The 25,378-nt window shown below is 62.6% G+C and carries 31 protein-coding genes; 17 read left to right on the top strand and 14 right to left on the bottom strand.

What is annotated here, in order from left to right:
- Nucleotide 1: 1 nt before the first annotated feature.
- Nucleotides 2-640 carry a choline-binding transcriptional repressor BetI gene (betI, locus tag AC07UC_RS25320; protein ID WP_494907771.1) on the bottom strand — a complete coding sequence of 213 codons (639 nt, stop codon included), beginning with the start codon at nt 638-640 and terminating at the stop codon, nt 2-4.
- 81 nt (nt 641-721) lie between these two features.
- Between betI and choX the strand changes: the two genes are divergently transcribed.
- Nucleotides 722-1,660: a choline ABC transporter substrate-binding protein gene (gene choX, locus AC07UC_RS25315; protein WP_494907770.1), complete on the top strand. Its 939-nt coding sequence runs from the start codon at nt 722-724 to the stop codon at nt 1,658-1,660.
- A complete protein-coding gene (locus AC07UC_RS25310; protein ID WP_494907769.1) occupies nt 1,657-2,487 on the top strand; it encodes an alpha/beta fold hydrolase in 831 nt (276 codons plus the stop codon). The genes choX and AC07UC_RS25310 overlap by 4 nt, the downstream gene beginning before the upstream one ends.
- On the opposite strand, the gene AC07UC_RS25305 is transcribed toward AC07UC_RS25310, so the two are convergent.
- Complete coding sequence (locus AC07UC_RS25305; protein ID WP_494908988.1) at nt 2,484-3,578, bottom strand: LacI family DNA-binding transcriptional regulator; 1,095 nt, start codon at nt 3,576-3,578, stop codon at nt 2,484-2,486. The genes AC07UC_RS25310 and AC07UC_RS25305 overlap by 4 nt on opposite strands.
- A gap of 224 nt (nt 3,579-3,802) precedes the next feature.
- Here AC07UC_RS25305 and AC07UC_RS25300 point away from each other — a divergent pair, with 224 nt between their 5' ends.
- The 4 genes from AC07UC_RS25300 (at nt 3,803) to AC07UC_RS25285 (ending at nt 8,728) form a co-directional block, all read left to right on the top strand.
- Nucleotides 3,803-4,645, top strand: coding sequence for an ABC transporter substrate-binding protein (locus AC07UC_RS25300; protein WP_140768228.1), 843 nt, complete (start codon nt 3,803-3,805; stop codon nt 4,643-4,645).
- A 96-nt stretch (nt 4,646-4,741) separates the two neighbouring features.
- Nucleotides 4,742-6,283, top strand: coding sequence for an amino acid ABC transporter permease/ATP-binding protein (locus AC07UC_RS25295; protein WP_494907768.1), 1,542 nt, complete (start codon nt 4,742-4,744; stop codon nt 6,281-6,283).
- Nucleotides 6,284-6,346: 63 nt separating this feature from the next.
- On the top strand, nt 6,347-7,468 hold the full coding sequence (locus AC07UC_RS25290; RefSeq protein WP_494907767.1) for an NAD(P)/FAD-dependent oxidoreductase: 1,122 nt from the start codon (nt 6,347-6,349) through the stop codon (nt 7,466-7,468).
- 126 nt (nt 7,469-7,594) lie between these two features.
- On the top strand, nt 7,595-8,728 hold the full coding sequence (locus tag AC07UC_RS25285) for a metallophosphoesterase (RefSeq protein WP_202323086.1): 1,134 nt from the start codon (nt 7,595-7,597) through the stop codon (nt 8,726-8,728).
- Nucleotides 8,729-8,790: 62 nt separating this feature from the next.
- Here the strand turns inward: AC07UC_RS25285 and AC07UC_RS25280 are convergent, their stop codons facing one another.
- Nucleotides 8,791-8,970 carry a CsbD family protein gene (locus AC07UC_RS25280; protein ID WP_140768220.1) on the bottom strand — a complete coding sequence of 60 codons (180 nt, stop codon included), beginning with the start codon at nt 8,968-8,970 and terminating at the stop codon, nt 8,791-8,793.
- Between the two features lie 166 nt (nt 8,971-9,136).
- On the opposite strand from AC07UC_RS25280, the gene AC07UC_RS25275 reads away from it, so the two are divergent.
- The 9 genes from AC07UC_RS25275 (at nt 9,137) to AC07UC_RS25235 (ending at nt 14,763) form a co-directional block, all read left to right on the top strand.
- Nucleotides 9,137-10,582 carry a patatin-like phospholipase family protein gene (locus AC07UC_RS25275; protein WP_494907766.1) on the top strand — a complete coding sequence of 482 codons (1,446 nt, stop codon included), beginning with the start codon at nt 9,137-9,139 and terminating at the stop codon, nt 10,580-10,582.
- A gap of 219 nt (nt 10,583-10,801) precedes the next feature.
- Entirely contained in the window at nt 10,802-11,470 is a 669-nt protein-coding gene (locus tag AC07UC_RS25270) for a glutathione S-transferase family protein (RefSeq protein WP_140768217.1), read from the top strand.
- Between the two features lie 54 nt (nt 11,471-11,524).
- Complete coding sequence (locus AC07UC_RS25265) at nt 11,525-11,848, top strand: YciI family protein (protein ID WP_494907765.1); 324 nt, start codon at nt 11,525-11,527, stop codon at nt 11,846-11,848.
- Between the two features lie 326 nt (nt 11,849-12,174).
- Nucleotides 12,175-12,384, top strand: a complete 210-nt coding sequence (locus tag AC07UC_RS25260; RefSeq protein ID WP_010915421.1) for a cold-shock protein — start codon at nt 12,175-12,177, stop codon at nt 12,382-12,384.
- A 359-nt stretch (nt 12,385-12,743) separates the two neighbouring features.
- Entirely contained in the window at nt 12,744-12,968 is a 225-nt protein-coding gene (locus AC07UC_RS25255; RefSeq protein ID WP_494907764.1) for a hypothetical protein, read from the top strand.
- Nucleotides 12,968-13,375, top strand: a complete 408-nt coding sequence (locus tag AC07UC_RS25250) for a hypothetical protein (RefSeq protein WP_140768211.1) — start codon at nt 12,968-12,970, stop codon at nt 13,373-13,375. The genes AC07UC_RS25255 and AC07UC_RS25250 overlap by 1 nt, the downstream gene beginning before the upstream one ends.
- 1 nt (nt 13,376) lies before the next feature.
- Entirely contained in the window at nt 13,377-13,541 is a 165-nt protein-coding gene (locus AC07UC_RS25245) for a hypothetical protein (RefSeq protein ID WP_494907763.1), read from the top strand.
- Nucleotides 13,542-13,545: 4 nt separating this feature from the next.
- Nucleotides 13,546-13,920: a YkgJ family cysteine cluster protein gene (locus AC07UC_RS25240; RefSeq protein ID WP_494907762.1), complete on the top strand. Its 375-nt coding sequence runs from the start codon at nt 13,546-13,548 to the stop codon at nt 13,918-13,920.
- A 231-nt stretch (nt 13,921-14,151) separates the two neighbouring features.
- A complete protein-coding gene (locus AC07UC_RS25235) occupies nt 14,152-14,763 on the top strand; it encodes a LysE family translocator (protein WP_023766446.1) in 612 nt (203 codons plus the stop codon).
- A 65-nt stretch (nt 14,764-14,828) separates the two neighbouring features.
- Here AC07UC_RS25235 and AC07UC_RS25230 read toward each other — a convergent pair whose 3' ends face one another.
- The 7 genes from AC07UC_RS25230 to AC07UC_RS25200 form a co-directional block, all read right to left on the bottom strand.
- A complete protein-coding gene (locus tag AC07UC_RS25230; RefSeq protein WP_494907761.1) occupies nt 14,829-15,269 on the bottom strand; it encodes a TadE/TadG family type IV pilus assembly protein in 441 nt (146 codons plus the stop codon).
- Entirely contained in the window at nt 15,266-15,871 is a 606-nt protein-coding gene (locus tag AC07UC_RS25225) for a TadE/TadG family type IV pilus assembly protein (protein ID WP_494907760.1), read from the bottom strand. The genes AC07UC_RS25230 and AC07UC_RS25225 overlap by 4 nt, the downstream gene beginning before the upstream one ends.
- Nucleotides 15,868-17,940, bottom strand: a complete 2,073-nt coding sequence (locus AC07UC_RS25220; RefSeq protein ID WP_494907759.1) for a pilus assembly protein TadG-related protein — start codon at nt 17,938-17,940, stop codon at nt 15,868-15,870. The genes AC07UC_RS25225 and AC07UC_RS25220 overlap by 4 nt, the downstream gene beginning before the upstream one ends.
- Nucleotides 17,941-18,293: 353 nt before the next feature.
- Nucleotides 18,294-18,680, bottom strand: coding sequence for a nuclear transport factor 2 family protein (locus AC07UC_RS25215; protein ID WP_494907758.1), 387 nt, complete (start codon nt 18,678-18,680; stop codon nt 18,294-18,296).
- Entirely contained in the window at nt 18,677-19,144 is a 468-nt protein-coding gene (locus tag AC07UC_RS25210; RefSeq protein WP_494907757.1) for an OsmC family peroxiredoxin, read from the bottom strand. Before AC07UC_RS25210 ends, AC07UC_RS25215 begins: the two co-directional genes overlap by 4 nt.
- Nucleotides 19,145-19,180: 36 nt before the next feature.
- Nucleotides 19,181-19,315, bottom strand: coding sequence for a zinc-binding dehydrogenase (locus AC07UC_RS25205; protein ID WP_494907756.1), 135 nt, complete (start codon nt 19,313-19,315; stop codon nt 19,181-19,183).
- Between the two features lie 168 nt (nt 19,316-19,483).
- Entirely contained in the window at nt 19,484-19,738 is a 255-nt protein-coding gene (locus AC07UC_RS25200; protein WP_494907755.1) for an alcohol dehydrogenase catalytic domain-containing protein, read from the bottom strand.
- 99 nt (nt 19,739-19,837) lie between these two features.
- Between AC07UC_RS25200 and AC07UC_RS25195 the strand changes: the two genes are divergently transcribed.
- Nucleotides 19,838-20,446, top strand: coding sequence for a TetR/AcrR family transcriptional regulator (locus AC07UC_RS25195; RefSeq protein WP_140768196.1), 609 nt, complete (start codon nt 19,838-19,840; stop codon nt 20,444-20,446).
- 165 nt (nt 20,447-20,611) lie between these two features.
- Here AC07UC_RS25195 and groL read toward each other — a convergent pair whose 3' ends face one another.
- From groL to AC07UC_RS25180, 3 genes are all read right to left on the bottom strand, one after another.
- Nucleotides 20,612-22,267 carry a chaperonin GroEL gene (gene groL, locus AC07UC_RS25190; RefSeq protein ID WP_140768194.1) on the bottom strand — a complete coding sequence of 552 codons (1,656 nt, stop codon included), beginning with the start codon at nt 22,265-22,267 and terminating at the stop codon, nt 20,612-20,614.
- A gap of 62 nt (nt 22,268-22,329) precedes the next feature.
- The gene (gene groES, locus AC07UC_RS25185; RefSeq protein WP_010915433.1) at nt 22,330-22,626 is read right to left on the bottom strand and encodes a co-chaperone GroES; all 297 of its coding nucleotides are present in this window, start codon (nt 22,624-22,626) and stop codon (nt 22,330-22,332) included.
- Between the two features lie 275 nt (nt 22,627-22,901).
- Nucleotides 22,902-23,726 carry a class I SAM-dependent methyltransferase gene (locus tag AC07UC_RS25180; protein ID WP_494907754.1) on the bottom strand — a complete coding sequence of 275 codons (825 nt, stop codon included), beginning with the start codon at nt 23,724-23,726 and terminating at the stop codon, nt 22,902-22,904.
- Nucleotides 23,727-23,966: 240 nt separating this feature from the next.
- Between AC07UC_RS25180 and AC07UC_RS25175 the strand changes: the two genes are divergently transcribed.
- Nucleotides 23,967-24,665: a hypothetical protein gene (locus AC07UC_RS25175; protein ID WP_494907753.1), complete on the top strand. Its 699-nt coding sequence runs from the start codon at nt 23,967-23,969 to the stop codon at nt 24,663-24,665.
- Nucleotides 24,666-24,695: 30 nt separating this feature from the next.
- Here the strand turns inward: AC07UC_RS25175 and AC07UC_RS25170 are convergent, their stop codons facing one another.
- Complete coding sequence (locus AC07UC_RS25170; RefSeq protein ID WP_202323074.1) at nt 24,696-25,322, bottom strand: TetR/AcrR family transcriptional regulator; 627 nt, start codon at nt 25,320-25,322, stop codon at nt 24,696-24,698.
- Nucleotides 25,323-25,378: the final 56 nt, after the last annotated feature.

Here is a 25,378-nt window from a genome sequence, read left to right as displayed (position 1 = left end):
CCTATGCGCTGACGGTAGCAGGCTGCTGCATAGCCAGCCGCGCGGCAACGAAATCCTTGACCTGGCGGATGGCCTGCTCGCGCGACACGCTGCCCGGCTCCAGGCCGAGCCGCAACCAAAGCCCGTCGATCAGCGCGGTGACGCCAAGCGCGATGTCATCGGCAACCTTGGGCGAGGTGAGGCCGTGTAGACCGGACAACAGGTTCGAGCGCATGCGCGCGTGAAGCACCTTCTGGATCCGCGCCAGCTTCTCGTCGCGCGGCACCTCGGCGCAGAGCGAAAGCCAGGCATGGCAAAGCGATGGCTGGAACAGATGCTCCTCGAAATTGCCATCGATCACCGCATCGAGGCGTTCCCTTGGCGTGCGCGCCCGACGAAGCCGGGCGACCACGGCGTCGCGCAGCACGGCGTTGGCTTCGCGCATCGCATGTTCGAACAATTCCTGCTTGTTGCGAAAATAGTGCAGCACGATGCCCTTGGAGGCGCCGGCATGGGCGGCAACCTTTTCCAGGGTCGCGCCGGCAATGCCTTCGCGCTCCAGCACCGCGAAAGCGGCTTGCCGCAACTCCTTGCGACGTATGTCACCGAGACGCTTGAGTTTCACGGGTTCGATCCAGGCATTGCGAATCCACGTTGACATCTTAGTCCGTCTAGATCAACTATTGACCGGTGGGACAATAAAAAGACCAATTGGTCAATTGAGGACAAGAGGAGAACCGAAATGTTGCGCATCCTTGCAAATGGCGTGTGCCTTGCCGCTTTGGTGCTGGCGTCTCACGCGGCCCGGGCGGCAGAGGCCGAAGAGTGCAGGACCGTTCGCATGGCCGAGCCTGGCTGGAACGATCTCGCCTTCACCACAGGAGTGGCCAACGTCCTGCTGCAAGCGCTCGGCTATCAGTCGCAGAGCGAAGTGCTCGGCATCAACGTCATCTACGAGGGCATGAAAAACAGGGATCTCGACCTGTTCCTGGGTTACTGGGATCCGGCGATGGTCACCTATTACGAGCCCTACAAGAAGGACGGCTCGATCGAGAATGTCCGCGTCAATCTCGTCGGGGCCAAATACACCTTCGCCGTACCGACCTATGTCTGGGAGGCCGGGGTCAAGGACGTTTCCGACCTGCACAAATTCGCCGACAAGTTCGGCAAGAAAATGTACGGCATCGAACCCGGTTCCAATCAATTGATGATGGACGCCATCGCCGATCCGGCCTTCGGCCTTGACGGCTGGCACGTGGTCGAGTCGAGCGAAGCGGGCATGCTCTCGGAGGTCGGCTATGAGATCAAGGAGAAGCAGTTCATCGTCTTTCAGGGCTGGGCCCCGCATCCGATGAACACCATGTACGATTTCAAATATCTGACTGGTGGCGACAAGTTCTTTGGCCCGAACTTCGGCGCCGCGACGGTGACGACGCAGGTCCGCAAGGGCTATCTGCAGCAATGTCCCAATGTCGCGCAGTTCCTGAAAAATCTCGCCTTCGACATCGATTTCGAGAATGTCGGCATGGGCTACCTGATCAATGACGGCATGAAGCCGGAGGACGGGGCCCTGAAGGCGATCACGCTGAACAAGGGCCGCCTTGACGCCTGGCTCGCCGGCGTCACCACCTTCGACGGCAAGCCCGGCCTTGCCGCGGTCAAGGAGAAGCTCGGCCTGTGACGGCGGTCGAACTGAAGGCGGCATCGGCTGCGGAGCAGGACGCCTGGGTCGGCCGTAAGCAATTCGTCAATCCCGGCGGCCTCGAGATCGCCTATGTCGAGATATCGGGCGCCGAGCCGGCGCTGGTTCTGGTGCACGGCTTCACCGACACCAGCCGCAGCTTTTCGCTGCTGGCGCCGCACCTGGCCGGCCGCCGGCTGATCATGCCCGACCTGCGCGGCCATGGCGCCTCGCCGGCGGGCAAAGGTTGCGGCATTACCGACTTCGCCGATGACATTGCCGGGCTGATCCGGCATCTCCAACTCGATCGGCCTGTTGTCGTGGGCCATTCGCTGGGCGCCATGGTGGCCATCGCTCTGGCTGCGCGATACGCCGAGCTCCTCGGGGCGCTGGTGGTCATGGCAGGCACGTTGAAGCCCGATTTCGCACGCGACCATCCACTCGTGACGGGTGTTCAGGCCCTGCGTGACCCGATATCGCCAGCCGACCCGTTCTATGACTGGTGGCATGCCTGCCGGTCCGATGTGCCCCAGCCGTTTCTAGCCGGCCTGGCGAAAGACGCATCGGCCATGCCCGCGGCGCGCTGGCGCGCCATTCTGGAAGAGATATGCCCGGCCGACCTGACCAGTGCGGCGCAGGCCGTGCGGACCCCAACGCTGATCATCGCCGGCGCGTGCGACCCGCTGTTCGGCGAGGCGCACCAGGAGGCGCTGTCGCGCAGCTTGGCGGTGGCGAGACTCGTGCGCGCCGAAGCCTGTGGCCACAACCCGCATTGGGAGGATCCGGCCTTTGTCGCCGGGGCCATCATCGAGGCATTGGAAGCCTAACGCCGGACCAATGATCGCGAAGTTGGCGAGGGCGGGCCAACGGACCCGCGCTCAAAGATCGATGTTGGCAGAATGAGTCTTTCCGCCGGGCGTGGCTCTCCCTTCAATCGCCGGATAAGCAATTCCGCGACACTCTTGCCAAGCGCGTAGACGGGCTGGTCGATGACGGTGATGGGTGGCGTTGTTACGCTCGTCCAGTCCGCATCATGGAAGGTGATCAGCGAAATGTCCTCGGGAACCCGCAAGCCGCGCTCGCGGATCACCCTGAATATCTCCAGTGCTATGACGCTGTCGGAGGCAAGGACCGCCGTCGGCCGATCCGGCCCGGACAGCATCTCGTCGGCAGCCCTGCGCGTTTCGGCGGGGCTTGTTGCACCAAGGCGGACATAACGTTCTGGCCGATCAATTCCGGCATCTCGGCACACGGTGAGGAAACCGTCGATGCGCTCGCGAACCGACGAGGTATAGATTTGCCCGAGATCGCGGTACTCGTGCCCTTCGGCGTCGACCGCGGTCACATAGGCGATCTTGCGGTGTCCGGCATCCACAAGAATGCGGGTCGCTCGCATGGCGATGCCGCGATCGTCGACCGTGACTGTATCGACATCCAGATCGGGCAGCGCCCTGTCGAGCAGGGCAAGCGGCCGGCCTGAACGATGAATGTCGCGCAGGTGCGAGATGTCACGCGATTCCGATGGCGTGACGATCAGCCCGTCGACGCGCTTGCCGATCAATAGCCGCACAGCTGCCTTTTCAACCTCGATCCGCTCGCCGGAGTTAGCCAGAATGACGTTGAACCCGGCTGCCCTTGCGGCGTCGCTGATGCCACGCACCGCGAGGCTGAAGAACGGGTTCTCAATGTCGCCGACAACCACCCCGATGATGCCGGACCGGCCGGTCGTCATGCTGCGAGCCAGCTCGTTCGGACGGTAGTCCAGTGCCTTGGCCGCGGCCACGACATCAGCGCGGATCGTGTCGCTGACGACGCCGTATCCGCCGAGCACGCGCGCGGCTGTCGCCTTCGAGACGTTTGCCGCGCGGGCGACATCGCTGACCGTTATCGACGGGGTCTTGGGCGCGGTTCTTTTCATCGGATGAACGACTACAAGAGTTGTTGACGGAAGGTCAATCTGGCGATAACGATTATCAAAGAGACCGGTCTCAAGCAACAAGAGACCGGTCTCTTTTAGAGAATTGCGAGCCAAGAGGCTGTGACGGAACGTCCCGCGATTGCGGTGGCGGGCGATGTCAGGCGCGAGAGTGCGGGCTCGACGCAAATACCAAGAAGAACAGACCTTCAGAGTGGAGAGAAGACATGAGCAGGATAGGAATTCTCAAGTCGTTGATGTCACCGGTGCGGACCGGCGCAATGGCTCTTATGGCCGTGTGCATCGGCGCCGGCTTGCTTTCGACAGCCGCCGCCGCGGATGACAATCCCTACGGTCTTATTGATGCGAAAGTCATCAGCGTTGGGACGATGGGCGATGCCAAACCCTACGCTTTCACCCAGGCGGATGGCACCTTCACCGGTTTCGACATCGAACTGTTCCGCAACGTCGCGAGCCGCTTGGGATTCAAGCCGGACCAGGTGATCTTCACCGGCCAGGAATTCTCGGCGTTGATGCCTTCGGTTGCGAACGAGCGCTTCGATGTCGCGGTCGCGGCAATCGGCACGACGGAAGCGCGCAAGAAGACCGTCGACTTTTCCGACGGGTATCTTGCAGGCTATCTCTCCGTGCTGACCGCCGACAAGGCGATCACGTCGGCGGAAGGGCTCAAGGGCAAGCGCCTCGGCGTCGTGCAGGGGACGCTCCAGGAAATCTACGCGGCGAAGAATTTTGTCGGAACCGATCTCGTCAAATTCCCCGACAACAATTCTGCCGTTTCAGCACTCAACAACGGAACCGTCGACGCGCATTTCCTCGATTACGAGGCCGCCAAGGACTATGGCGTTCGCTATCCGAACCTGAAGATCGCGGTCAATATTCCTTCCTTTGACGCGCCGGCCGGCTTCGTGGTGCGCAAGGGCAACGACAAGTTTCGCGAGGCATTGAACACCGCCCTTCATGCGGCCATGCAGGACGGTACCTGGAAGACGCTCTACGAGAAGTGGTTCCCCGGTTCGCCGATGCCCGACCAGTATCTCCCCAAGAAGTAATCGCACCCGGCCGCCGGCTTTCACACCGGCGGCCGGGCCTTATGCTGCCGCACTCGATGGCGGACGATGCGGACAGCGCAACCGAAAGGGGTGCGAATGGACTGGCTTGAAAACCTGCGGCGCAGTTTCCTCGACTGGCAGGCCATGGCGGACGTGCTGCCCAGCATGATCACCATCGGATTGAAGAACACTTTGATCCTCGCGGCCGCGTCCACGGTACTGGGTGTCGTTCTCGGCATGATCCTGGCGGTCATGGGCATCTCGCAATCGCGCTGGCTGCGCCTTCCCGCCCGGGTCTACACCGATATTTTCCGTGGCCTTCCGGCGATCGTCACCATCCTGCTGATCGGCCAGGGCTTTGCCCGCATCGGCCGTGAGATCTTTGGGCCTTCGCCCTATCCGCTCGGCATTCTCGCCCTCAGTCTGATCGCCGGCGCCTACATCGGCGAAATCTTCCGCTCGGGTATCCAGAGCGTCGAGCGCGGGCAGATGGAGGCCTGCCGGGCGCTCAGCATGAGCTACGGCCAGGGCATGCGCCTGATCGTGATACCGCAAGGCGTCCGCCGTGTCTTGCCGGCCCTGGTCAACCAGTTCATCGGCAACGTCAAGGATTCGAGCCTCGTCTACTTCCTCGGCCTGCTCGCATCGGAGCGCGAGATTTTCCGTGTCGGCCAGGACCAGGCGGTGGTCACCGGAAACCTCTCGCCATTGCTTCTGGCCGGCGTGTTCTATCTCGTCATCACTGTGCCATTGACCCACGTGGTCAACTACATCGACAACTCGCTGCGGGTTGGAAAGCAAAAGGCCGGCCACGTCACCAGCGGTCTTGCCGAGGTCGATGAACTGGAAAACGCCGTCAGCAATCCACCTGCGCAGAGCGGTCTTGAGGACAATTCCGCGCTTCCCCGCTTCAAGGGCGGCAGTCTCACCATCACCGATCTCGACATGGCCTATGGCAATCTCGATGTCCTCAAGGGCGTCAGCCTGGCGGTCAAGCCGGGGACGGTCACCTGCGTCATCGGCCCGTCAGGGTCGGGCAAGTCGACCTTGTTGCGCTGTCTCAACCGCCTGGTCGAGCCCAAGGGTGGTGACGTGCTGCTCGATGGCGCGAGCATCCTAGCGATGAAGCCTGAAAAACTGCGCCGGCGTGTCGGCATGGTTTTCCAGCATTTCAACCTGTTTCCGGACCATACAGCCCTGGAAAACGTCATGCTGTCGCTGACCAAGGTCAAGGGCATTCCGGTGCAGGAGGCCGAGCGCATCGCCGAGGCGCGCCTTGCCGATGTCGGGCTCGCCGCCCGCAAACACCATCGTCCCGGCGGTCTTTCCGGTGGACAGCAGCAGCGCGTGGCGATCGCCCGCGCGCTTGCGATGGACCCGGAGGTTATCCTGTTCGACGAGGTGACGAGCGCTCTCGATCCTGAACTGGTGAAGGGCGTTCTCAACCTGATGGCGGACCTCGGCCGGCGCGGCATGACAATGGTCGTGGTGACGCATGAAATGGGCTTTGCCCGCAAGGTCGCCGATCAGGTCGTCTTCATGGATGAAGGCCGCGTCATCGAGGCCGGCACGCCCGCCGCGATCTTCGACACTCCAAAGAGCACGCGTCTGAAACACTTCCTTGCCGAAGTGCTTTGATCCCACGATCGCAGACCCTGAGACGGTCGCCCGATCCAACCTCCACCAGTGAAAGAATATCCCATGGCTACATCACGTTCGGTCTCAAAGGTCATTGTTGTCGGGGGCGGCATTTTCGGTGTCTCCTCGGCCGTTCATCTTGCGAGGCTCGGGATCGAAACCGTTTTGGTCAATAATGGACCGCTCGCCAAGGGAGCTTCCGGCCGCTCGCTCGCTTGGCTGAATTCCGCGCGCAGGCGATCGGCGGAGTATCATCGCCTGCGCATGATCGGTATCGACCGCTACCGCACGCTGTCGGCAAGATATCCCGATGCTGCCTGGCTGCGCTTTGACGGCGGCCTGACATGGGATGCCGATGACGCCTCGAACGAGATCGCGGATGTCTTCGCCCATGAAAAGGGCCTCGGCTATGACGCGCAACATCTGTCCGCGGGCGCGATAGCTTCAGCCACGCCCGGCATCGCTGCAAGCGCTGTCACGCCTCAAGGCGCGATCTTCAATCCGGGCGAGGGTTGGGTCGACCTGCCGTCGCTGATCGAGATATTGATCGCGGAATTTCTGCAGCGCGGCGGGCAGCTGGTCACCGACGCCGGAAGCGCCGCGGTCACGGTCATCGACGGCCGCGCCACTGGCGTCACCACGACAAGCGGCGCCAGCTTCGCTGCCGATGCGGTACTGCTGGCGACCGGCGGCGACGTGCCGCGAATGGTTGCGGTCACCGGCAAGCATATCGCCGACGGAACGCCGATCGCGCTGCTGGTCAGGACCAGGTCGGTCGACTTGCCCCTCCGGGCCGTGCTCAACACACCGCGCGTCGCCATCCGCCCGACGCCGGACGGAGCCCTGGTGCTCGATTCCGCCTGGTCGGAAGAAGAGGTGGCCGTCAATTCCGACGGCACCTATGGTGTGAAGGGTTCGACCGTCCAGGGGCTTCTCGATGAAGCCTCGAAGGTTCTCGAAGGCCATCCGAAACTGGAACTGGAAAGCTACGGCGTCGGCCCCAAGCCGATCCCCGGCGACGGCGAGCCGGTCTTCGGCCAACTGAAGGACATTCAGGGATATTACGTCGCCTTCAGCCACAGCGGCGCAACACTTGGCCTGATTGCGGGCGAACTGCTCGCCGGCGAGATCGCCAGCGGCACTGAGCATCCGCTGCTTGCGAACTTCCGTCCAAGCCGCTTTTGATCAGACCAGTCCAAAGGCTTCCTGCGCTTCATTTCAATTTCCACTCATGCGTGAGGGGTACGCACATCGACTGACGACATCGCCGAAACTGGACGGACGGACGCCGCTTGTGCTGAAATTCCGCCGATGATGAATCACCGGCGGCCAAAATTGCTTTCACGACGCAGCTTTCTGATGCAGGCCGCCGGTCTTGCCACGGCTGGTGCGGTTTCACGCCCGGCGTTCAGCCAGACAGGGCAGCGCATCCAGCCCATCGACGCCACCTTCCTGTTCATCGCCGATATCCATGCCTGCCGCATGGCGAGTGGCTTGAGTCCCAACTGCCAGCAGGAGGGCAAGACCGATGCCGCACTGCTGCGCAATGTCGCGGCACTGAATGCCATCGGCGACAAGGACTGGCCTGCCGAGATCAATGGCGTCGCCACCCGCTTGCGTTCAGCGGGCCGCCGGATCGGCATGCCGCTCGGCCTTGTCATCGGCGGTGACATCACCGACGACGGCGGCGGCCAGATCACCCAGCCGAGCGAGGGTACGCAGCTGCTTCAATTCAGCCAGCGCTACAGCCAGGGCGTCGGCCCGGATCGCGTTCACATGCCGGTCTATATCGGGCTCGGCAACCACGATCTCGACCAGAACGGTCCGCCGCATCATGTCGACTGGTATCGGCGCGAACTGCGTGACTATGTCGAAGTCAACCATCGCGCCGGCGTGTTCTTCAAGCCGCCCGTGCCGGCCACCGACTACGATGTCGAGACCGACTGCTATTCATGGGATTGGGGTGGCCTGCATCTTGTCCAGACGCATCGCTTCGCCGGCGATACCGGCCATGGCGCCGATTCGAGCCTGCCATGGCTCAAGCAGGATCTGGCGACCTATGCGTCGGATGGCCGTCCTGTCATCCTGTTCCAGCACTATGGCTGGGACACATTTTCGACGGAGCGGTGGGATCCCGCCAAGCGGACCTATGACGATGGCGGCGCCGGTGCGCCGCACTGGTGGGGCGAGGCCGACAGGCAGGCGCTGGTGGCGGCGCTGAAGGGTTACAATGTCATTGCCGTCTTCCACGGCCATCAGCACGAAACCTCGCTGATCTACCGTCGTGACGGGCTCGACCTGTTCAAGCCGAAGGCTGCCTATATGGGAGGTTTCGCTCTGGCCAGGGTGACCAGCGACGGCATGGACGTGGTGCTGGGCGAGGCGACCGACGACCACGGCGAGATCGCTTTCACCAACGCTTTCAGCAAGGGCTGGAGCACATGAAAAAGGCGGCCTCGGGTAGCCGCCTTTTCCGATCTTCCTTTTCCGATCTTCCCGATGCTGAATCAGAACGCCTTCCTGACCTTGTCCTTCACGTCGCCATAGGCCCTCTGCACCTTGCCCGCGACCTTGTCGGCCATGCCTTCGGCCTGGGTCCGCCGGTTGCCGGTGGCCTTGCCGGCTGCTTGCTTGATCGAGCCCTTGACCTGCTTGGCCACGCCGGCGACCTGATCCTTGTTCACCATTTCGCATCTCCTGGGATTTCGGGATTTTCACTCGCGAAAGGCAAACGGTCCAGCCTTGCTTAGGTTCCGCAGGCCGCAGGGTGCCGCCAGACAACTGGTTGCCTCTGGCGAGGCAATGCGGCTAGGGTCTGCGCGGGACCAGCCTACGGGCGGCCGGGGGAGTTCTATGCGTTTTCTGTTTCGCCTTGCCTTGGCGGTCGCCGTCTGCGTGCTGACGGCAGGTTGCATCGCCGACGATGTCGGACCGATCAACGTCCTGACATCCGAAGCAGGCCACCCTTCACCGACCTTCATCCCCGATCCGGGTGACGATGGTTCGACCGTGGTCGGCCTCGCCTTTTCCGGCGGGGGCACCAGGGCAGCTGCCTTCTCCTATGGCGTGCTGCAGGCGCTGGACGACATCGTCATCGACGAGCGGCCGTACCGCCGCACGCTGGTCGACGACATCAGGATGATTTCCGGCGCGTCCGGCGGCGCCATCGCGGCGGCTTATTTCGGCTACAAGGGCAAGGACGGCTACCAGGATTTTCGCCAGCGTTTCCTGATCCAGGACGCGGAAGCCGATCTCAGGACATCGGTGTCGCCGCTCAATCTCGTGCGCGCCTATTATGGCGGCGTCAATGACCGCAGCGGCTTCGCCAAATGGCTGAACGACCATCTTTTCGACGGCGCGACCTTCGAGGCGTTCCGCAAGCCGGACCGGCCGATCGTCTGGGTTAACGCGTCCGATATCTACAACCGCACGCCGTTCATGTTCACCTACGACACCTTCGCGGCTCTGTGCAGTGACCTCGACAAGGTGCGGCTGGCCGATGCGGTTGCCGCCTCCGCCGCCGTGCCCATCGTCTTCGCCCCGATCGTGGTCGCCGCCACCAAGCCCGATTGCGGTTACCGCAAGCCATTGTGGCTGAGCCGGGCGCTTGCCGACCGCAACGCCTCGCTCAGGCTGAAGGCCTACGCCAGCGCGCTCGATTCCTACCAGAACGCCGATCCGCTCGATTATGTGAAGCTGCTCGACGGCGGCTTGACCGACAATATCGGCGTCACCGGCTTTTCGCTCGAGCGCTCGGCCGCCGGCACGCCCTACGGGCCGCTGTCGCCTTCGGCGGCCGTTCGCCTGACGACGCTGATCTTCATCGTCGCCGATGCGGGCAGCAACAGGGATTTGAGTTGGGCGAAATCACTCCATGGGCCAAAGGCCTCGGAACTGCTCGACGCCGTGACCAGCACCACGCTTTCTTCCTCGGTGCGCGACGAATTCGATGCCCTGACCCTGGCCGTCTCGCAGTGGAAGGAGGAGTTGGTGCGCTACCGCTGCGCCTTGCCGACCCCGACGGTGGCCGCCTATCGAGGCTCGACGGGCGGCTGGAATTGCCGCGACGTCCGGCTCGTGGTGCAGCACCTGTCTTTCGCCGACCTCGATCCGGCGGTGCAAATCAGGCTCAACGCCATACCGACCCGGCTGAAGCTGCCGGTCGAAGAGGTCGACCTCACCATAGAAGCCGGACGCGAGGCGCTGCGCGTCAATGCCGATATTGCCAGCGCGGTCGCCGCGATCCGCGCCCGCGCCGGTGTTTCGCCTGGGGCGCAATTGGCTGCGCAGGCAAACTGAGTTCATCGCCGGGTGAAAGCTGCAAGGCGGCCGAAACGCTTTGCTGCCATTGCGTTGCGTGGCTGGAACAGTTCATCGTTTCACGGAAACACCGAACTGCCCTAACTCTTTGTTTGGACTCATTTCCCAAGGGAAAGCGCTACGCGCTTTTCCCGGCAAAACCGCTACACACTTTTCCTGGAATTGCTCTAGTGTGACGAAAATTTGGGGGAAATCGCCTTGGCTGAATTCACGCTCTACATCGGCAACAAATGCTTCTCCTCCTGGTCGCTCAGGCCATGGGTGGCGATGAAGCATCTGGAGATCCCGTTCGAGGAAAGCTTCGTGCGCCTGCGGACGCCCGAGACCTTTGCCAATCTTGCTAAGGTTTCGCCGACCGGACAGGTACCCGTCTTGGATCACAAGCCGTCGCAGGGCGGGGGCAGGATCGTCTGGGAAACCCTTGCCATTCTTGAATATCTTGCCGACCTGTTTCCGGACAGAGGGCTCTGGCCCGACGATATCGGCGCCCGGGCCTTGGCCCGCTCGGTGGCCACCGAAATGCATTCCGGCTTTCGCGAGGTCCGTTATGGCTGGCCGATGAATCTGCGCCGGCCCAAGGGCCACAAGCCGCTCGACGCCGAAGGCGAAGTGCAGCGCGCTCGCATCGAGGCCATCTGGCGCGCGTGTCGCGAAAAATACGGCAAGGGCGGCCCCTTCCTGTTTGGCCATTTCACCGCGGCCGATGCCATGTACGCGCCGGTCGTCACCCGCTTCGACACCTATGGCGGTGAACTCGCGCCCGACACCAGGGCCTATGTCGACGCCGTGCTGGCCACGCCGGCGATGCGGCACTGGTACGCGGAAGCGGCGAAGGAGCCCTGGCCGGAACCGGGACCGGACGAATAGGTCAATCGAGGCGGAATACCGATGGCCGATTGACGGGGTTTTGGAGAAGGGCCGATGGCCAGCAACGACGGACCGCCCACAGCGCCATTGATATTTCATTGCCGGCTGATCCCGCCTCGACCGGATTTCGCCTTCACAATGACCGAGGAAGAAAAGGAACTGATGGGGCGGCACGCCGACTACCTGCGCGGCAAGCTTCGCGAGGGTACCATGATCGTGGCTGGCCCGGTCGCCGACCCGGCCGGCCCCTGGGGCCTATTGATCCTGCGTGTCGGGAGCGAAGCCGAGGCGAGGGTCGTGATCGATGGCGATCCAGTGTCGCGTTCCGGCCGCGGTTTCCACTACGAGATCCTGCCGCTGATCAGCGCCATTATATAGCCAGGCTCGCGGCCCGGCTTCGGCCTCCTGGCACATACAAGTTGGTGGCGGCGTGGTGCGTTTTTTTACCTTGTCTTTCGGCCGTTTCGCCAGTTGAGGCCTCATGTCAAAGCAACCATAGATTGAATTCAGGCCGATGGAAAACCAGAAATTGACTCGGCGGCAAAAGAAGCCTACAAGAAATATGTCGATATTTGTTTGACTGACTTTTGTTATCCGCGCACGCATGCGCGCCTTTGACGAACTTCCCCATCAAAAATCGAGACAAAAATCGTTGTGCATTCGCACCGCGATTAACGAATATTTGCCATGGAAAGGGTTCGTTTATGAGCACCGGCACAGTTAAATGGTTCAACGCCACCAAAGGTTTTGGTTTTATTCAGCCTGACGACGGCTCGGCCGACGTTTTCGTCCACATCTCGGCCGTAGAGCGCGCCGGCATGCGCGACATCGTCGAGGGCCAGAAGCTCGGCTACGAGATGGTCCGCGACAACAAGTCGGGCAAGATGTCCGCCGACCAGTTGAAGGCGGCCTGAAGAAAGAATTCAGCCCTCCCGGTGACCACGGATGTACTGGCACCGGTGATGGGCGAATTCGGGCGCATGGCCTCGGAAACCTGAGTTTCCAAGGCACATCATGCGCATGAACGGAGTGTTCCTGTGCATCCATCTGGATGTGCGGTACTCCTACGGAGGTCAGGCGGTGCCTGGCCTTTTTCATTTTACGCTTGTTGCCGCCGAAAATGCGCTGCGCGTCGGGCTGAACGTGCTAAGGAACGCCTCAGCAATTTGAATCCGCTGCCCTATTGCCCCAATGCCGTGTTGCTTCGTGCGTGGTCCTGACCGAAGAGCCGGTCTCGTCCTATCGGCACCAGGCTCCTGACAGGAGAAAGATTTTGACCGCCCATTCGAAGACCGCCGATCCGGCGGTGTCGCTGTTCAGCAGGACGCAAACCCAGTCAATGTCGCTCAACCGCATCATATCCGAGCGCGATGCCGTAAGTGAGGCGCGGGAAGCCAAGACCGCCCGTTTGCGCGAACTGCGCCTGGAAAAGGAAGCCGACGAGATGGCTGCGGCGGCAGCACTTGCGGTGCAGCCGAAACGAGCCGGAAAACGCTGATGGCCACCAAGCGCGTACCACAGACGCCGATCGCGGCCGATGCGACCATTGCCGACATGGTCGAAACCCTGGACAAGCCGGTCGAATACGTCCGGCGCGTGCTGGAAAAACTCGAACGCTGCAAGCGCGCCCATGGCGATGCCCAGGTGCGCGTTGGAGTGCGTGGCCGTGCCGAAGCCCCGAACTACCTGATCGAATATGTCCGCGAGGACAAAAAGACCCAGGAGCGGGTGACCTACCAGGATGCCGCCTATAGCGGCAGCACACATCGTGAACTGGCGCCGCATCACATCGCGGAAGCCAGGAACTGGTCGCCCGAGGAAATGAACATCACGGCGGTTTCGGCGCTGATCGGCCGCTTGCGCAATCCGCGCGCACCATCATCGCGTTTCGCCGACGAGGACTGACATGGCCATTAAATTCTCCGCCAAGGACCAGCCGGCAACGCCGGCTCCCGCTGCAAAGCCGGCCAAGCCGGTTGCCGCGAAGGCCAGCGAAGCTGCCGACGCCGCGACTGATCTGTTCAAGTCGCCCGTTGAAGCGCCGGTGCGCAAGACGGCTAAGAAGAAATAGCGCCTTGCCGCAGGACGCCGATCGCAATTCTGCCACGCCAGGGCTGCTCGCCCTGGTAGCTGCCGCAAGCCTTTCGTCGTCGCAACGCGACACCGCTTCTGCCTTCGACTGTCAGAGTTGCGGCGCGTGCTGTTCCTATTCAGCAGAATGGCCGCGCTTCTCGACCGAGGATGACGCGCAGCTCGACCGCATCCCTGAGAAATATGTAGCGGCCGACCTGTCGGGCATGCGCTGCGAGGGCGTGCGCTGTTCGGCCTTGTCGGGCGAAATCGGCAAGTCGACCGCATGCGGCATCTACGAATTGCGTCCGGATGTCTGTCGCGCCTGCATGCCTGGCGACGCGGAATGCCTGATGGCAAGGGCCGCGCACGCCATGTAGCTGACCAATCTCTCCCCTTGAGGGGGAGATGGCCGCGAAGCGGCCAGAAGGGTCGGTGCGACCGGGCTCGACGTTCTCCGTGACAAGAAGGAGGTTGGCGTTCCACGCGCGGTGACCCCCTCTGTCGCCTTCGGCGACATCTCCCCCTCGAGGGGGAAGATTGCGCTGCGCTTGTGCGGCGCCCGCTGGCCCGGTACCTTCCCGGCCGGGCAGGGCCGTGGAGGAACCATCGTGAGCATCGAATTCCTGTTGACGTCGCTGATCGTCGTGGCTTCGCCCGGCACCGGCGTTCTCTACACGCTGAGCGCCGGACTTTCGCGCGGTGCGCGGGCCTCGATCATTGCGGCCTTCGGCTGCACGCTCGGCATCATCCCGCACATGGCGGCCGCCATCACCGGCCTCGCGGCACTGCTGCACACCAGCGCGGTTGCTTTCGAGACGCTGAAATATCTCGGCGTCGCCTATCTCCTCTACATGGCCTGGAACACGCTGAAGGAGAAGGGCGGCTTGAGCGTCGAGGACAATGTCGCGCCGCGCTCGGCCGGCAAGGTGATCGCCACCGGCATCCTCGTCAACGTGCTCAATCCGAAACTGTCGATCTTCTTCTTCGCCTTCCTGCCGCAATTTGTCAGCACCACCGAGCCCAATGCGCTGTCGAAGATGCTGGAACTCAGCTCCGTCTTCATGCTTTTGACCTTCGTGGTTTTCGTCGGCTACGGCATCTTCGCCGCCTCGATCCGCAGTCATGTCGTGTCGCGGCCGATGGTGCTGACCTGGATGCGCAGGACGTTCGCGGGCGCCTTTGTCATGCTCGGCGCCAAGCTGGCACTTGCCGATCGGTAGCTCCACGCCCTTGTTTCGATGCGTGTCGCTCTCTCAAAACCGAGATCGCTTATGGGCGAACTGCATCAGGCACCCTGATTTGGGAAGCAAGCCTTGGCGCTGAGGTTGGGGCCATTCGCCAGCGAGGTCAGGAAGGCCGGCAGCACGGTCGCGAACGTGTAGGAGACCTGGACGCTCGAAAAGCCGGACAGGCCCGAGCAGGTGGTATTGTTGCTGACGGTGATGTTGGTCGTGCTTAGGACAATGCCGTCGGTTGCCGCCCTGTTGCTGATATAGCTGATGGCGCTGGCGGCGTTGTAGGCGCCGTTCTGTGTGCATCCGCTCTGCAGCACGCCGACGCAACGCGCCCCCGCGGCGGCGATTTCATTCAGCACGTGCTGCGCCCAGTACATGCGACCGAACTCGAACGTGCCCATCAAAACCATCAGCAACGGCACCGACAGCAGCGCGAACTCGACGGCGTTGGCGCCGGATCTGTCGCGCAGGAACAACCGGCAACGGCTCATTGCGGCTGCACCACCGAGTTGACGGTGATATTGCCGTTGGTGACGATGCCGAAGCCGCCGAAAAGCGGCGTGTAGGGCTTGCTGGCCGCGATCGTCACGAATTTTCCGGCAATCCCGCCGGCACTGCAGATGCTGGCGCATGCGACCGGGGTGCTCCAGGCAACGGTCCCGGAATTGCCCGGGCAGTAGCAGAGGTCCGCATTCGCGGCCGTGCCGCTCTGGGTCGCCTTGGATGTGCTGGCGTCATACGCAATCGTCGGGCCGTTGTTGATGACGACCTGAATGTTGCCGGCATTGCCGCTCAGGCCGCTCGTCACCACCGTGGCGATGTTGCCGGCCAATGCGCTGCCGCCGGAGGAGTTGACCTTGTCGCCATTGAGCAGCGCATAGTTCGAACCGGCCGAGACCGCCGAGCTCAGTTCGAACTTGGCCTTCAGCGAGCCGCCTATGTCGACGGTTCCGGCAAGGATGACGAGCAGCACCGGAGTGACGAGCGCGAACTCGACCGCCGATACGCCTGCTTTCTGACGCCGAAGGAAGTCCGTGAATGAAAGAGCCCCGCCGGCGAGCAGGCTGAGGCAGAGGCGTGACGGATTTCTCATTGCACGAGGCTCACCTTGCTGCTGGCGCCGGTGCTCGGGGCGGCGATGCATTCCGAAGCGGCCGCGGTCCCGCCCGATAGCGTGATGCGCGAGCCGATCATCTGCAGGCACTTGGTCGAGTCGGTTTTCGATCCCAGCACGCTCGAGCCGCCATTCATGACGATCGGGCCATAGGGAAAGTAGAATGCACCTGATATCTGGGCGTTGGAGCCGCCTTCGGCGAATGTCGCGCCGCCGGTGTTTGTGGTCGCCGTCGGACCGATAACCGCCAGCTTTGCCGTTGCTCCCGACTGCGGTGCGGTGAGCACGATGTTGCTGTAGCCGGCGGCGACGCAGAAGACATAGCCGTTGCAACTTCCCGAACTGGACTTGGCCTTGCCTGACAGCACAAGCGTCACATTGGCGCCGCTGACGCTGATCGTGCTGCCGTTGCAGTTGGCGCTGCCGCCGCCATTGCCGCCAAGCGCGAAATAGCCGTCCACTGTATAGACGCCGGTGCCGAGCAGGATGGCGCCCGAGCCGATGAAGTTGCCTGAGATGTCGTGTTGTGCCGCGGCGCTGACGACAAAGCAGCTGCCGCCGCCGCCGCCATTCACATTGCCGACGACCTGGAAGACGCTGCTCGCGCCGGTCGCATCGGCCATGATGGTCGTGGACCCGCCGCCGATCGTGATGGCATCGCCGTTGCTGCCGGGGCCGATCTTGTAGGAATTGGTCGTGCCCGAGCCGAAGGTGAGTGTCGAGCCGCCGGTGTTGGTATAGCCGCCGGGCAGCTCGAAAACGCTGGGTCCGCCAAAGGTCAAGGTGGAGGTATTGCAGATGCTGACCTGCCCCGAGCCGCTGCAGGCGGTGTCGCTGCGGCCAATCTTGAAGGTGCCGGCTCCAAAGGTTGTGGTGGCACCGCCGCCGGTGGTCAAACCCTTGGTGAAGTTGAAAGTGCCGGCGCCAAAGGTGGTGGTTCCGGCGGTGGTCACCTGCTTGCCGAAATTATAGGTACCGGCCTTGAAAGTGGTCGTTCCCGCCGTCGTCAGGGTCTTGGCGAAATTATAGATTCCGGGACCGAAACTCGTCGTGGCGCTGGTGGTGAAATCGCCGGCGAAATTGTAGGTGGTCGTTGCCGCACCGTTCAGGGCGAAATTCAGGTTGATGCCGCCGCCGATAGTGACGGTCCCCAGATTGACGGTCGTCTTGCTGACACAGCTGAACGTCCAGGTCGGCTGCGACCAGGACGCGGTACAGCCAGCGGCCGCAGCTGCGTTCATTGTCGCGGTCTGGTCCCACGCGAAGTCGATGTTGGTGCCGGTCGTATTGGTCGGAGCGGAAGGGGCGGTCGTCGCTGACAGGGCGGCCACGGTTGAAAAGCGGGCCACGGCGGCCGTGACCGCGGCATTGCCGGCCAGCGGGTCGGGGGTTGATTTCTTGGTGATCACGGCCGCCGCCCCGCCAGGGCCGGTGATGCCGTTGCAGGGCTGGCTTGGAGCCGCGGCGGAATTGTAGTTGACGCCGATCGCCGAAATGCTGGTGCCGCACGGGACGGTCACGGTGTTGTTGGAAGAGACGGTGCATTTCGGCGCCGAGATCGAGGTGCCGCCGCTCAGCGTCACGCCGGTCTGCGTGCCGTCGAGCGCGAGCATGCATCCGGGCGTCTGTGGTTGCGCGCCGACCTCGGCCACCGAATTGGCGTAGATCTGCAACTGCTGGCGATCGTTCAGGATGCGGGCCAGGAACAGGGTCCTGTAGGTGTTGACCGACACCGAAACAGCGTTGACGCCGGCTGTCCTGGGGGAGGCAACCAGGCTGACCTGGACATTGGCGGCGGCGACGCCGTTAAGCACCGCGACGCCGACAGCTGTGGCAGTCATCTGGTCGGTGGACTTGTTGGCATTGTAGGCGAGCGCGCCTGCATAGGCCGACAGGTCGGCAACGCGCTGATTGTCGGCCTGCTGGACCAGCGCGGCGCCATATTCAGTCACCAGGGCGGCCATGCCGATCAGGACCGGCATTACCAGTGCCGAGATGATCAGGATGTTGCCGTCGCGGTTCCGCAAAAATCGCCGGAAAAATTGCATCGCTGGTTACCCGACACCACACGCTTGAGCAACTTCGCCTTGCTCTCACCCTTTAGTAATGGCGAATGTGTTAAAAAATATTGTCCGGCAGTTTTTGCCGGATCACGGAGAATTGATGGAAGTATCTGATTTTGTTGACGAAACAGACCGATGAATAGTCCGTCGTTCTCCTTGATGGCAGGGGTGGCCGCGCAAGGCGGTGCATCTCCGCCATCGCGCCATGCCGCGGATTGTCGTGTCACGCTCCTAGTGCGGGAGCAGCGCGGCTTCGCCGATCCGCTTCCCCGTATTTGTCGTCGCCCGGTACTTGATGGAAAGCCGCCAGGAAATCTTCTGTCGAGTGGCCCGAAGCACTACCCCTTAACATAGCCCATAGCCTCGACGATCCGTCCGTCCGCGACGCGCATCAGGTTGACGCCGCGCAGTGAGTTGCCGTCCGCCATCCAGTAGCGCCAGCGGATGGTCGCGCGGTCGCCGGCCACGAAAGTCTCTTCGATGTCGAAGCGCGTGTTCGGCCCGGTGGCGATCGCCGACCACAGTTCGACGCATGCGGCCTTGCCGGCGCGACGGCCACCGTCCGGTGCCGGCGTGGTGTTCTCGATCACGCAGTCCTCCGCCACCAGTTCGTGGAGCGCGGACGGATCGTGGCGCTGGAACACGTCGTTGTAGCGCTGCATGATTTCGGCCGTTTCGCTGGAGCGCTTTGCGGTGGCGATGTCGATGATGACTTCCCTGGTCATTGGATGGGTTCCTTCTTTCCGTGGTCAATGGCGGCGTCGACGAGGTCGGCCTTCAGCGTGATCGTGGCGACGCCGGCCAACGCCCGTGAGACGAGGCAGCCCGCCTTGGCCGATTGCGCCAGCCGCTCGAAGTCCTCAGCCGCCAGGCTGGCGACGCTTGCCTGCGTCTTCAGTTCGATACGGGTGATGGTCGGGCCGGCGGTCGTGGCGCCGAGATGCACCTGTGCGATCGTATGGATGCAGCCGGGCGTGTGGCCTTCGCTGCCGAGGACGGCGACAAGCGCCATCGAGAAGCAGTCGGCGTGCGCGGCCGCGATCAGTTCCTCCGGATTGGTGCCCGGACCGTTGTCGAAACGTGGGGGGAAGGAATAGGCGCCCTCGAACACGCCGCTGCCCAGCCGCAGCCGGCCGGCTCCTTCCTTGAGCGTGCCCTGCCATTGGGCTGATGCTTCGCGGATTGTCATGGCTGATACTCCTCTCTGGTTTGGGGAATGCTGCTGTCACGCGCCGTCGATGACGACCTTGCCGAAGACGTCGCCCTGCTGGAAATGGCGGTAGGCCTCGCGCGCATCGGTGAACGGGAAGATCCTGTCGATGATCGGCTTCAGCCGATGCGCGGCGACGGCGGCGAGCATCGTTTCCAGCCCGTTGCGGCTGCCAGGAGAGATGCTCCGGCAAGCGGACCGCCCATTGCTCGTCGAGCAGGGCGAATTCGCTCAGCATGCCGTCCAGCGTGCAGCCGAGCTGGTCGACCACGCCCGGATGCATGCGGCCGTCGATCCAGCGCGCGAAATAGCTGCCGGTCACGCGATCGCCGACGGCAAGCGGGTGACGGCATCGCCGATGGCGACAACTTCACCGGCCCCGTCGCTCAGCGGAACGACGCCCTGGCGCGGCGTCAGCGGATAGGTGCCGTTGAGGATCATCGTGTCGCGCCGGTTGAGCGAAGTGGCGTGAACGCGCACCACGATCTCATGCGAGTTCGGCCGCGGCTGCGCCCCGTCGCGCATCACCAGGCATTCGGTGCCACCGGACCCTTCAAGACGATAAGTTCGCATGTCGGCTTCCTCTAATATGTAGACTGATCTACATATTATGTAGACCGATTGTCATATTAGGTGCAAGGCCTATAATGACCGCTGCTGACAGAGGTTGACATGGCGAACGACACCCGCACCCGCATACTCGAGACGACGGCGCTGCTGCTCCGGAAGCGCGGCTATCACGGCACCTCGCTCAACGACATATTGAGCGCCAGCGGCGCGCCGCGCGGCTCGCTCTATTTCCATTTTCCCGGCGGCAAGGATCAGCTGGTCATCGAAGTGACGCGTGACAGTGTCGCCAAGGTGACGGAGAGGCTGGGCGAGGCGCTGGCCGCTGAAAGGGATCCGGCGGTGGCCGTCCATCATATCTACCAGTCGGTGGCGCGCATGCTGGAGGACAACCAGTTTTCGCTTGGCTGTCCGATCGCACCGGTGGTGCTGGACTCGCCGACCGACGTGCCTGAGCTGGCGGATTTGTGCCGCTCGGCCTTCGAGCAGTGGATAGGCCTTCTGCGGGAGGCCTTCGTCAGGGCAGGGGTGCCCGAGCGCCGCGCCCACGCTTTGGCATTGCTGGTCGAATCGTCGCTGGAAGGGCTTATGGTGATCGCCCGTGCCACGCGCGACCGCGCCCCGTTACACGCGGTCGCTGATGAGGTGGCGGCGCTGATTGAAGGCGCGGTGCTGGCTGGAGAGGTGGCGCAGCAAGCAGAGACCGCCGCATAAGAGAGCTATTGCCGGCCGGGCCAACCGCACAGCAAAAAGGGCGGCATCGCTGCCGCCCTTTCCGTATGCATAAGCCAAGTGGCTTGGATTAGAAGTCCATGCCGCCACTCACGCCCGCTTGCGGGCTTGAGCAACGCTAGCTCATGGGCGTGCTTTATGGACTTCTTAGAAGTCCATGCCGCCCATGCCGCCCATGCCGCCGCCGCCCATGCCGCCAGGCATGCCGCCGCCAGCCGACTCCTTCTTCGGAGCCTCCGCGATCATGGCTTCGGTGGTGACGAGCAGGCCGGCGACCGAGGCCGCGTCCTGGAGAGCGGTGCGCACGACCTTGACCGGGTCGACGATGCCCATCGCGATCATGTCGCCATACTCGCCCGACTGGGCGTTGTAGCCGAAGGTCGCGCCCTTGTTCTCAAGGATCTTGCCGGCAACGATCGATGCTTCCGCACCGGCGTTCGACGCGATCTGGCGGGCCGGAGCCTGCAGTGCGCGACGCACGATGTTGATGCCAGCAGCCTGGTCGGCATTGGCGCCGGCAGCCTTGATGTTGGCCGAAGCGCGCAGCAGGGCCACGCCACCGCCGGCGACAATGCCTTCTTCCACGGCCGCGCGGGTCGCGTTCAGGGCGTCATCAACGCGGTCCTTCTTTTCCTTGACTTCGACTTCCGTCGCGCCGCCGACGCGGATCACCGCAACTCCGCCCGCCAGCTTGGCGAGACGTTCCTGCAGCTTTTCCTTGTCGTAGTCCGAGGTGGTCTCTTCGATCTGCTGCTTGATCTGGGCAACGCGGCCCTGGATCTCGGCCTTCTTGCCGGCGCCGTCGACGATGGTGGTGTTCTCCTTGGAGATCGACACCTTCTTGGCGCGGCCGAGCATGTTGAGGCCAACATTCTCGAGCTTGATGCCGAGGTCTTCCGAGATGACCTGGCCACCGGTGAGGATGGCGATGTCTTCCAGCATGGCCTTGCGGCGATCGCCGAAGCCCGGCGCCTTGACGGCGGCGATCTTCAGGCCGCCACGCAGCTTGTTGACGACGAGCGTGGCCAGAGCCTCGCCTTCGACGTCTTCCGAGATGATGAGCAGCGGCTTCGAGGTCTGCACGACGGCTTCGAGAACCGGCAGCATGGCCTGCAGGTTGGAGAGCTTCTTCTCGTGGAGCAGGATGTAGGCGTCCTCGAGATCGGCAACCATCTTGTCGGCGTTGGTGACGAAGTAGGGCGAGAGATAGCCGCGGTCGAACTGCATGCCTTCGACGACTTCGAGTTCGGTCTCGGCGGTCTTGGCTTCCTCGACGGTGATGACGCCTTCGTTGCCGACCTTCTGCATCGCTTCCGCGATCATCTTGCCGACCGACTCGTCGCCATTGGCCGAGATCGTGCCGACCTGGGCAACTTCCTCGGAGGTCTTGATCTTTTTGGCAGCCTTGCCGAGAGCCGCGACGACTTCGGTGACGGCCAGATCGATACCGCGCTTCAGGTCCATCGGGTTCATGCCGGCGGCAACCGCCTTGTGGCCTTCCTGGACGATCGACTGCGCCAGAACGGTCGCGGTCGTGGTGCCGTCGCCGGCGATGTCGTTGGTCTTCGAAGCGACTTCGCGGACCATCTGCGCGCCCATGTTCTCGAACTTGTCCTCAAGCTCGATTTCCTTGGCGACGGTGACGCCGTCCTTGGTAATGCGCGGGGCGCCGAACGACTTGTCGATGACGACGTTGCGGCCCTTGGGGCCGAGGGTCACCTTCACCGCGTCGGCGAGGATGTTGACGCCGCGCAGCATGCGCTCGCGGGCATCACGGGAGAATTTTACGTCTTTGGCAGCCATTTTTAAGCTCCTGGCAGGGGCTTGGGGTAAGCCCGGAATTCAGTTGACGGTGAGGCCGATAATCAGCCGATGATGCCCATGATGTCGGATTCCTTCATGATCAGAAGGTCTTCGCCATTGAGCTTGACTTCGGTGCCCGACCACTTGCCGAACAGGATGCGGTCGCCAGCCTTGACGTCCAGGGGCACGAGCTTGCCGCTTTCGTCGCGGGCGCCGGAGCCGACGGCGATGATCTCGCCTTCCTGCGGCTTCTCCTTCGCCGTATCGGGGATGATGATCCCGCCGGCGGTCTTGGATTCGGATTCGACCCGGCGAACGACCACGCGGTCATGAAGCGGGCGGAACTTCGACTTTGCCATTTTTTCTTCCTCGAATGAGAACGGTGAGAAACAGTTCCTCCGTCCGGCGAAGCCGGACATATGGTTAGCACTCACCAAGGGCGAGTGCTAACGTGGCGCTGAAATAGGCCGCCGACCTGCGAGAGTCAAGGCGCACGGGAAGGGGCAGTCACGGGAAATTTTTCTCGCGCTGACCGGCGGTGCCGAAAAATCCCGGTTGCCGCGCGAACTCCCGTTCGAATGCAGTCCTGTCGAGCGGAACCCGGTATCCGAGGCACAAGCCATTTTCCGGAGTGTCAAGATCGAACCACGGGCTGTTCTTCCTGCCGGCACCTCGGCGATTCAAGCACCAGAAGCGGGCAGCGTTCGGCCAGAGGGTAAGAGCCGCTCGGCACGACGCGCACCTGGTCGAACCAGGCGCTTGCCTCATCCAACAGCGTGGAAAGCGTCGCAAAACTGTACCTGGTTTCGGAACCTGCATAGACGTCGATCGTGTTGATGGACACCATGCTCCATCCCGTCCGTGCGGCAAGGGCTTCGCGATCCGGAAACAGCCTGTCGAATGTTGCACGGATTGCCTGTACTTTGACGGTATTGTCGCCGTCGTCCGTCGTGCATGCCATCGCGATGCGCCATTTGAGCGCGTGAAAATTCTCGACCCCGCCAGCCAGCACCGAAGCTTCGATGTCGAGCAGATCGTCCGCCGCTTCCGGCCGGGCGAAAACGCGGATCGCCGCACGCTTGCCAGGCTTCAGCACTCTTGCGATTTCGCCCAGCAGCGCATGGCGGGCGGCTTTGGAATCGACTGCCGACAAGCAGCCGTCGCCGATGACCGCGTCGAAACTGGCCCGTTCCAGGGGGAGGCTTAGCCAATTGCCGGCCATCGCCCTTCGCGAGGCGTTGTCGCCGGCCCACACGCCGGAAATCATGGTTGCCGATTGATCGATCGCCAGCATCGATCTGCCCAGGATTGCCAACTCGGGCGTCACGCCGAGCAGAAGGACATCGGCATTCCCGAGATCAAGTTCGCGATCGAATATGTCGACGGTTTCCGCGGTTGGCCGGAGCGGGGCGTCCAGGAGCTTCCAGTGCCGATGATAATTATCCCAATGATTTGGCATTCAAACCCGTTGGAGCCCAGGAAAGTCTAGCATCGACCTATGAGAGCCGCTTAATGGAAGCGGGTATGGAAGCCAAGGGGAATTGCTGTGTCGCATATCGTCGTCATAACGCATGAGCATGACCGGTTCCTGGGCAAGCGCAATCTTATGTTGCGGAGGGGCAGCCCCTATTTGCTCTTCGATGTTCTGGAAAACCTGAAACGGCGCGGCCATTCGGTCCGGATCCAGCAAGGTCCATCAATGACATACAATGCTGATATCGCGGTTTTGCATGTCGATGCGACAGTAACGCCCGCGGACCATGTCGACTATGCCAAGGGCTTTGCGTTCTGCCTCAATGTCGGGGCGTCCGATATCTCGAAACGGCGGATCAGCGGGGCCCTGATATCGGAAGGCGACGCCTGGCAGGGCCCGGTCATCGTCAAGAGCGACCTCAACAATCGGGGTATTCCGGAGACACTCCTCAACCGGCGATCGAGGCGCGCCGGGAAGCCGCCGCCTTTTCCGCATCTGCCAACCTTGCAACCCTATGAGGTCTATGGATCTCTCGGTGAGGTTCCGGACGGCATCTTCGGGAACGACGATCTGGTCGTGGAAAAGTTCATCCCGGAAAGAGAGCCCGACGGTTTTGCGGCGCGCTTCTGGGTGTTTTGCGGGGAGCGCGAGCGCTGTACCCGCTACGTCTCGCCAAACAGCCTGGTCAAGGCATCCGAAACGATCCGGCGTGAGCCCGTCCCGGTTCCCGACGAAATGCGTGAGCGGCGGCGCGAACTCGGCTTCGACTACGGAAAGTTCGATTTCGTCCTGCATGAGGGCAGGGCCATTCTGCTTGATGCCAACAAGACCCCCGGCCGTCCCCAGAATCTCGCGAAGATGTTCGCGGCCGGCGCCGCCGATCTGGCCGACGGCTTCGAAGGCCTCATCCGTCAGGCAAGATAGGCTAACAAGCGGCTCAGGCCGACGCTCCGTCTAAAGAAACAGCCGCAACTGGGTGTGGATGATCGACCGGTAATCCTCGATGGTGCGGCGGCTTTCCGCTTCGCCCTCCGCAAGTGCCAGGCGCACCACGCCGCCGGCGAGCTGGAAGATCAGCAGAACGATGCGTTCGAACTGCTCGTGCTTCGGCGGCTCGATCAGGCCGATGACGTGGTCACAGAACATCCTGGCCTGGTGCCGGGTTTCGGCGATGTCGAGATTCTTGAGCGCCTTGTCGGCCTGGATGGCGTTCTGCAGATCCTGGATGGCCGGATCGCCGGCGACGCGGCTGAGGTAATCGTCAAGCAGCCGGTCGGCCGCGACGATGACGTCCTTGGCTTCGCGGACATCGGCGATGATATCAGTCAGTCGCGCGCGGCTGACCTCCGAAAACCGCTCATAGAGCATCGCCAGGATCGCCGACTTGTTGGGGAAGTAGTGATAGACGGTGGCGATCGGCCCGCCCGCCAGCATGCCGACCTCCTTCATGGTGACGGCGTCGATGCCCTTCTCGCCGATCAGCTTCATGGTCGTCGACAGGATGGCGTCGATGCGCTCGCGGCTGCGCTCCTGCTTCGGCATGCGCCTCGGTTCGGTCGCTGTTCGCCTTGCTTGTGTCATGCACCGGTCTTTCGCTCGAACTGCCAAATTCTGGTTGACAAGAAATATGATCAAGT

Source organism: Mesorhizobium sp. GW821-FHT04C10 (assembly GCF_059420305.1).
The sequence above is the reverse complement of the archived record's forward strand: the minus strand, read 5'-3'. Positions and strand labels throughout refer to the sequence as shown.

What these genes read in the sequence shown, in the direction of transcription:
- betI (WP_494907771.1), bottom strand. Translation starts at nt 640, where the DNA reads ATGTCAACGTGGATTCGCAATGCCTGGATCGAACCCGTGAAACTCAAG.
- choX (WP_494907770.1), top strand. Translation starts at nt 722, where the DNA reads ATGTTGCGCATCCTTGCAAATGGCGTGTGCCTTGCCGCTTTGGTGCTG.
- AC07UC_RS25305 (WP_494908988.1), bottom strand. Translation starts at nt 3,578, where the DNA reads ATGAAAAGAACCGCGCCCAAGACCCCGTCGATAACGGTCAGCGATGTC.
- AC07UC_RS25300 (WP_140768228.1), top strand. Translation starts at nt 3,803, where the DNA reads ATGAGCAGGATAGGAATTCTCAAGTCGTTGATGTCACCGGTGCGGACC.
- AC07UC_RS25295 (WP_494907768.1), top strand. Translation starts at nt 4,742, where the DNA reads ATGGACTGGCTTGAAAACCTGCGGCGCAGTTTCCTCGACTGGCAGGCC.
- AC07UC_RS25290 (WP_494907767.1), top strand. Translation starts at nt 6,347, where the DNA reads ATGGCTACATCACGTTCGGTCTCAAAGGTCATTGTTGTCGGGGGCGGC.
- AC07UC_RS25285 (WP_202323086.1), top strand. Translation starts at nt 7,595, where the DNA reads ATGATGAATCACCGGCGGCCAAAATTGCTTTCACGACGCAGCTTTCTG.
- AC07UC_RS25280 (WP_140768220.1), bottom strand. Translation starts at nt 8,970, where the DNA reads ATGGTGAACAAGGATCAGGTCGCCGGCGTGGCCAAGCAGGTCAAGGGC.
- AC07UC_RS25275 (WP_494907766.1), top strand. Translation starts at nt 9,137, where the DNA reads ATGCGTTTTCTGTTTCGCCTTGCCTTGGCGGTCGCCGTCTGCGTGCTG.
- AC07UC_RS25265 (WP_494907765.1), top strand. Translation starts at nt 11,525, where the DNA reads ATGGCCAGCAACGACGGACCGCCCACAGCGCCATTGATATTTCATTGC.
- AC07UC_RS25260 (WP_010915421.1), top strand. Translation starts at nt 12,175, where the DNA reads ATGAGCACCGGCACAGTTAAATGGTTCAACGCCACCAAAGGTTTTGGT.
- AC07UC_RS25250 (WP_140768211.1), top strand. Translation starts at nt 12,968, where the DNA reads ATGGCCACCAAGCGCGTACCACAGACGCCGATCGCGGCCGATGCGACC.
- AC07UC_RS25245 (WP_494907763.1), top strand. Translation starts at nt 13,377, where the DNA reads ATGGCCATTAAATTCTCCGCCAAGGACCAGCCGGCAACGCCGGCTCCC.
- AC07UC_RS25230 (WP_494907761.1), bottom strand. Translation starts at nt 15,269, where the DNA reads ATGAGCCGTTGCCGGTTGTTCCTGCGCGACAGATCCGGCGCCAACGCC.
- AC07UC_RS25225 (WP_494907760.1), bottom strand. Translation starts at nt 15,871, where the DNA reads ATGAGAAATCCGTCACGCCTCTGCCTCAGCCTGCTCGCCGGCGGGGCT.
- AC07UC_RS25220 (WP_494907759.1), bottom strand. Translation starts at nt 17,940, where the DNA reads ATGCAATTTTTCCGGCGATTTTTGCGGAACCGCGACGGCAACATCCTG.
- AC07UC_RS25215 (WP_494907758.1), bottom strand. Translation starts at nt 18,680, where the DNA reads ATGACCAGGGAAGTCATCATCGACATCGCCACCGCAAAGCGCTCCAGC.
- AC07UC_RS25210 (WP_494907757.1), bottom strand. Translation starts at nt 19,144, where the DNA reads ATGACAATCCGCGAAGCATCAGCCCAATGGCAGGGCACGCTCAAGGAA.
- AC07UC_RS25205 (WP_494907756.1), bottom strand. Translation starts at nt 19,315, where the DNA reads ATGCTCGCCGCCGTCGCCGCGCATCGGCTGAAGCCGATCATCGACAGG.
- AC07UC_RS25200 (WP_494907755.1), bottom strand. Translation starts at nt 19,738, where the DNA reads ATGCGAACTTATCGTCTTGAAGGGTCCGGTGGCACCGAATGCCTGGTG.
- AC07UC_RS25195 (WP_140768196.1), top strand. Translation starts at nt 19,838, where the DNA reads ATGGCGAACGACACCCGCACCCGCATACTCGAGACGACGGCGCTGCTG.
- groL (WP_140768194.1), bottom strand. Translation starts at nt 22,267, where the DNA reads ATGGCTGCCAAAGACGTAAAATTCTCCCGTGATGCCCGCGAGCGCATG.
- groES (WP_010915433.1), bottom strand. Translation starts at nt 22,626, where the DNA reads ATGGCAAAGTCGAAGTTCCGCCCGCTTCATGACCGCGTGGTCGTTCGC.
- AC07UC_RS25180 (WP_494907754.1), bottom strand. Translation starts at nt 23,726, where the DNA reads ATGCCAAATCATTGGGATAATTATCATCGGCACTGGAAGCTCCTGGAC.
- AC07UC_RS25175 (WP_494907753.1), top strand. Translation starts at nt 23,967, where the DNA reads ATGACATACAATGCTGATATCGCGGTTTTGCATGTCGATGCGACAGTA.
- AC07UC_RS25170 (WP_202323074.1), bottom strand. Translation starts at nt 25,322, where the DNA reads ATGACACAAGCAAGGCGAACAGCGACCGAACCGAGGCGCATGCCGAAG.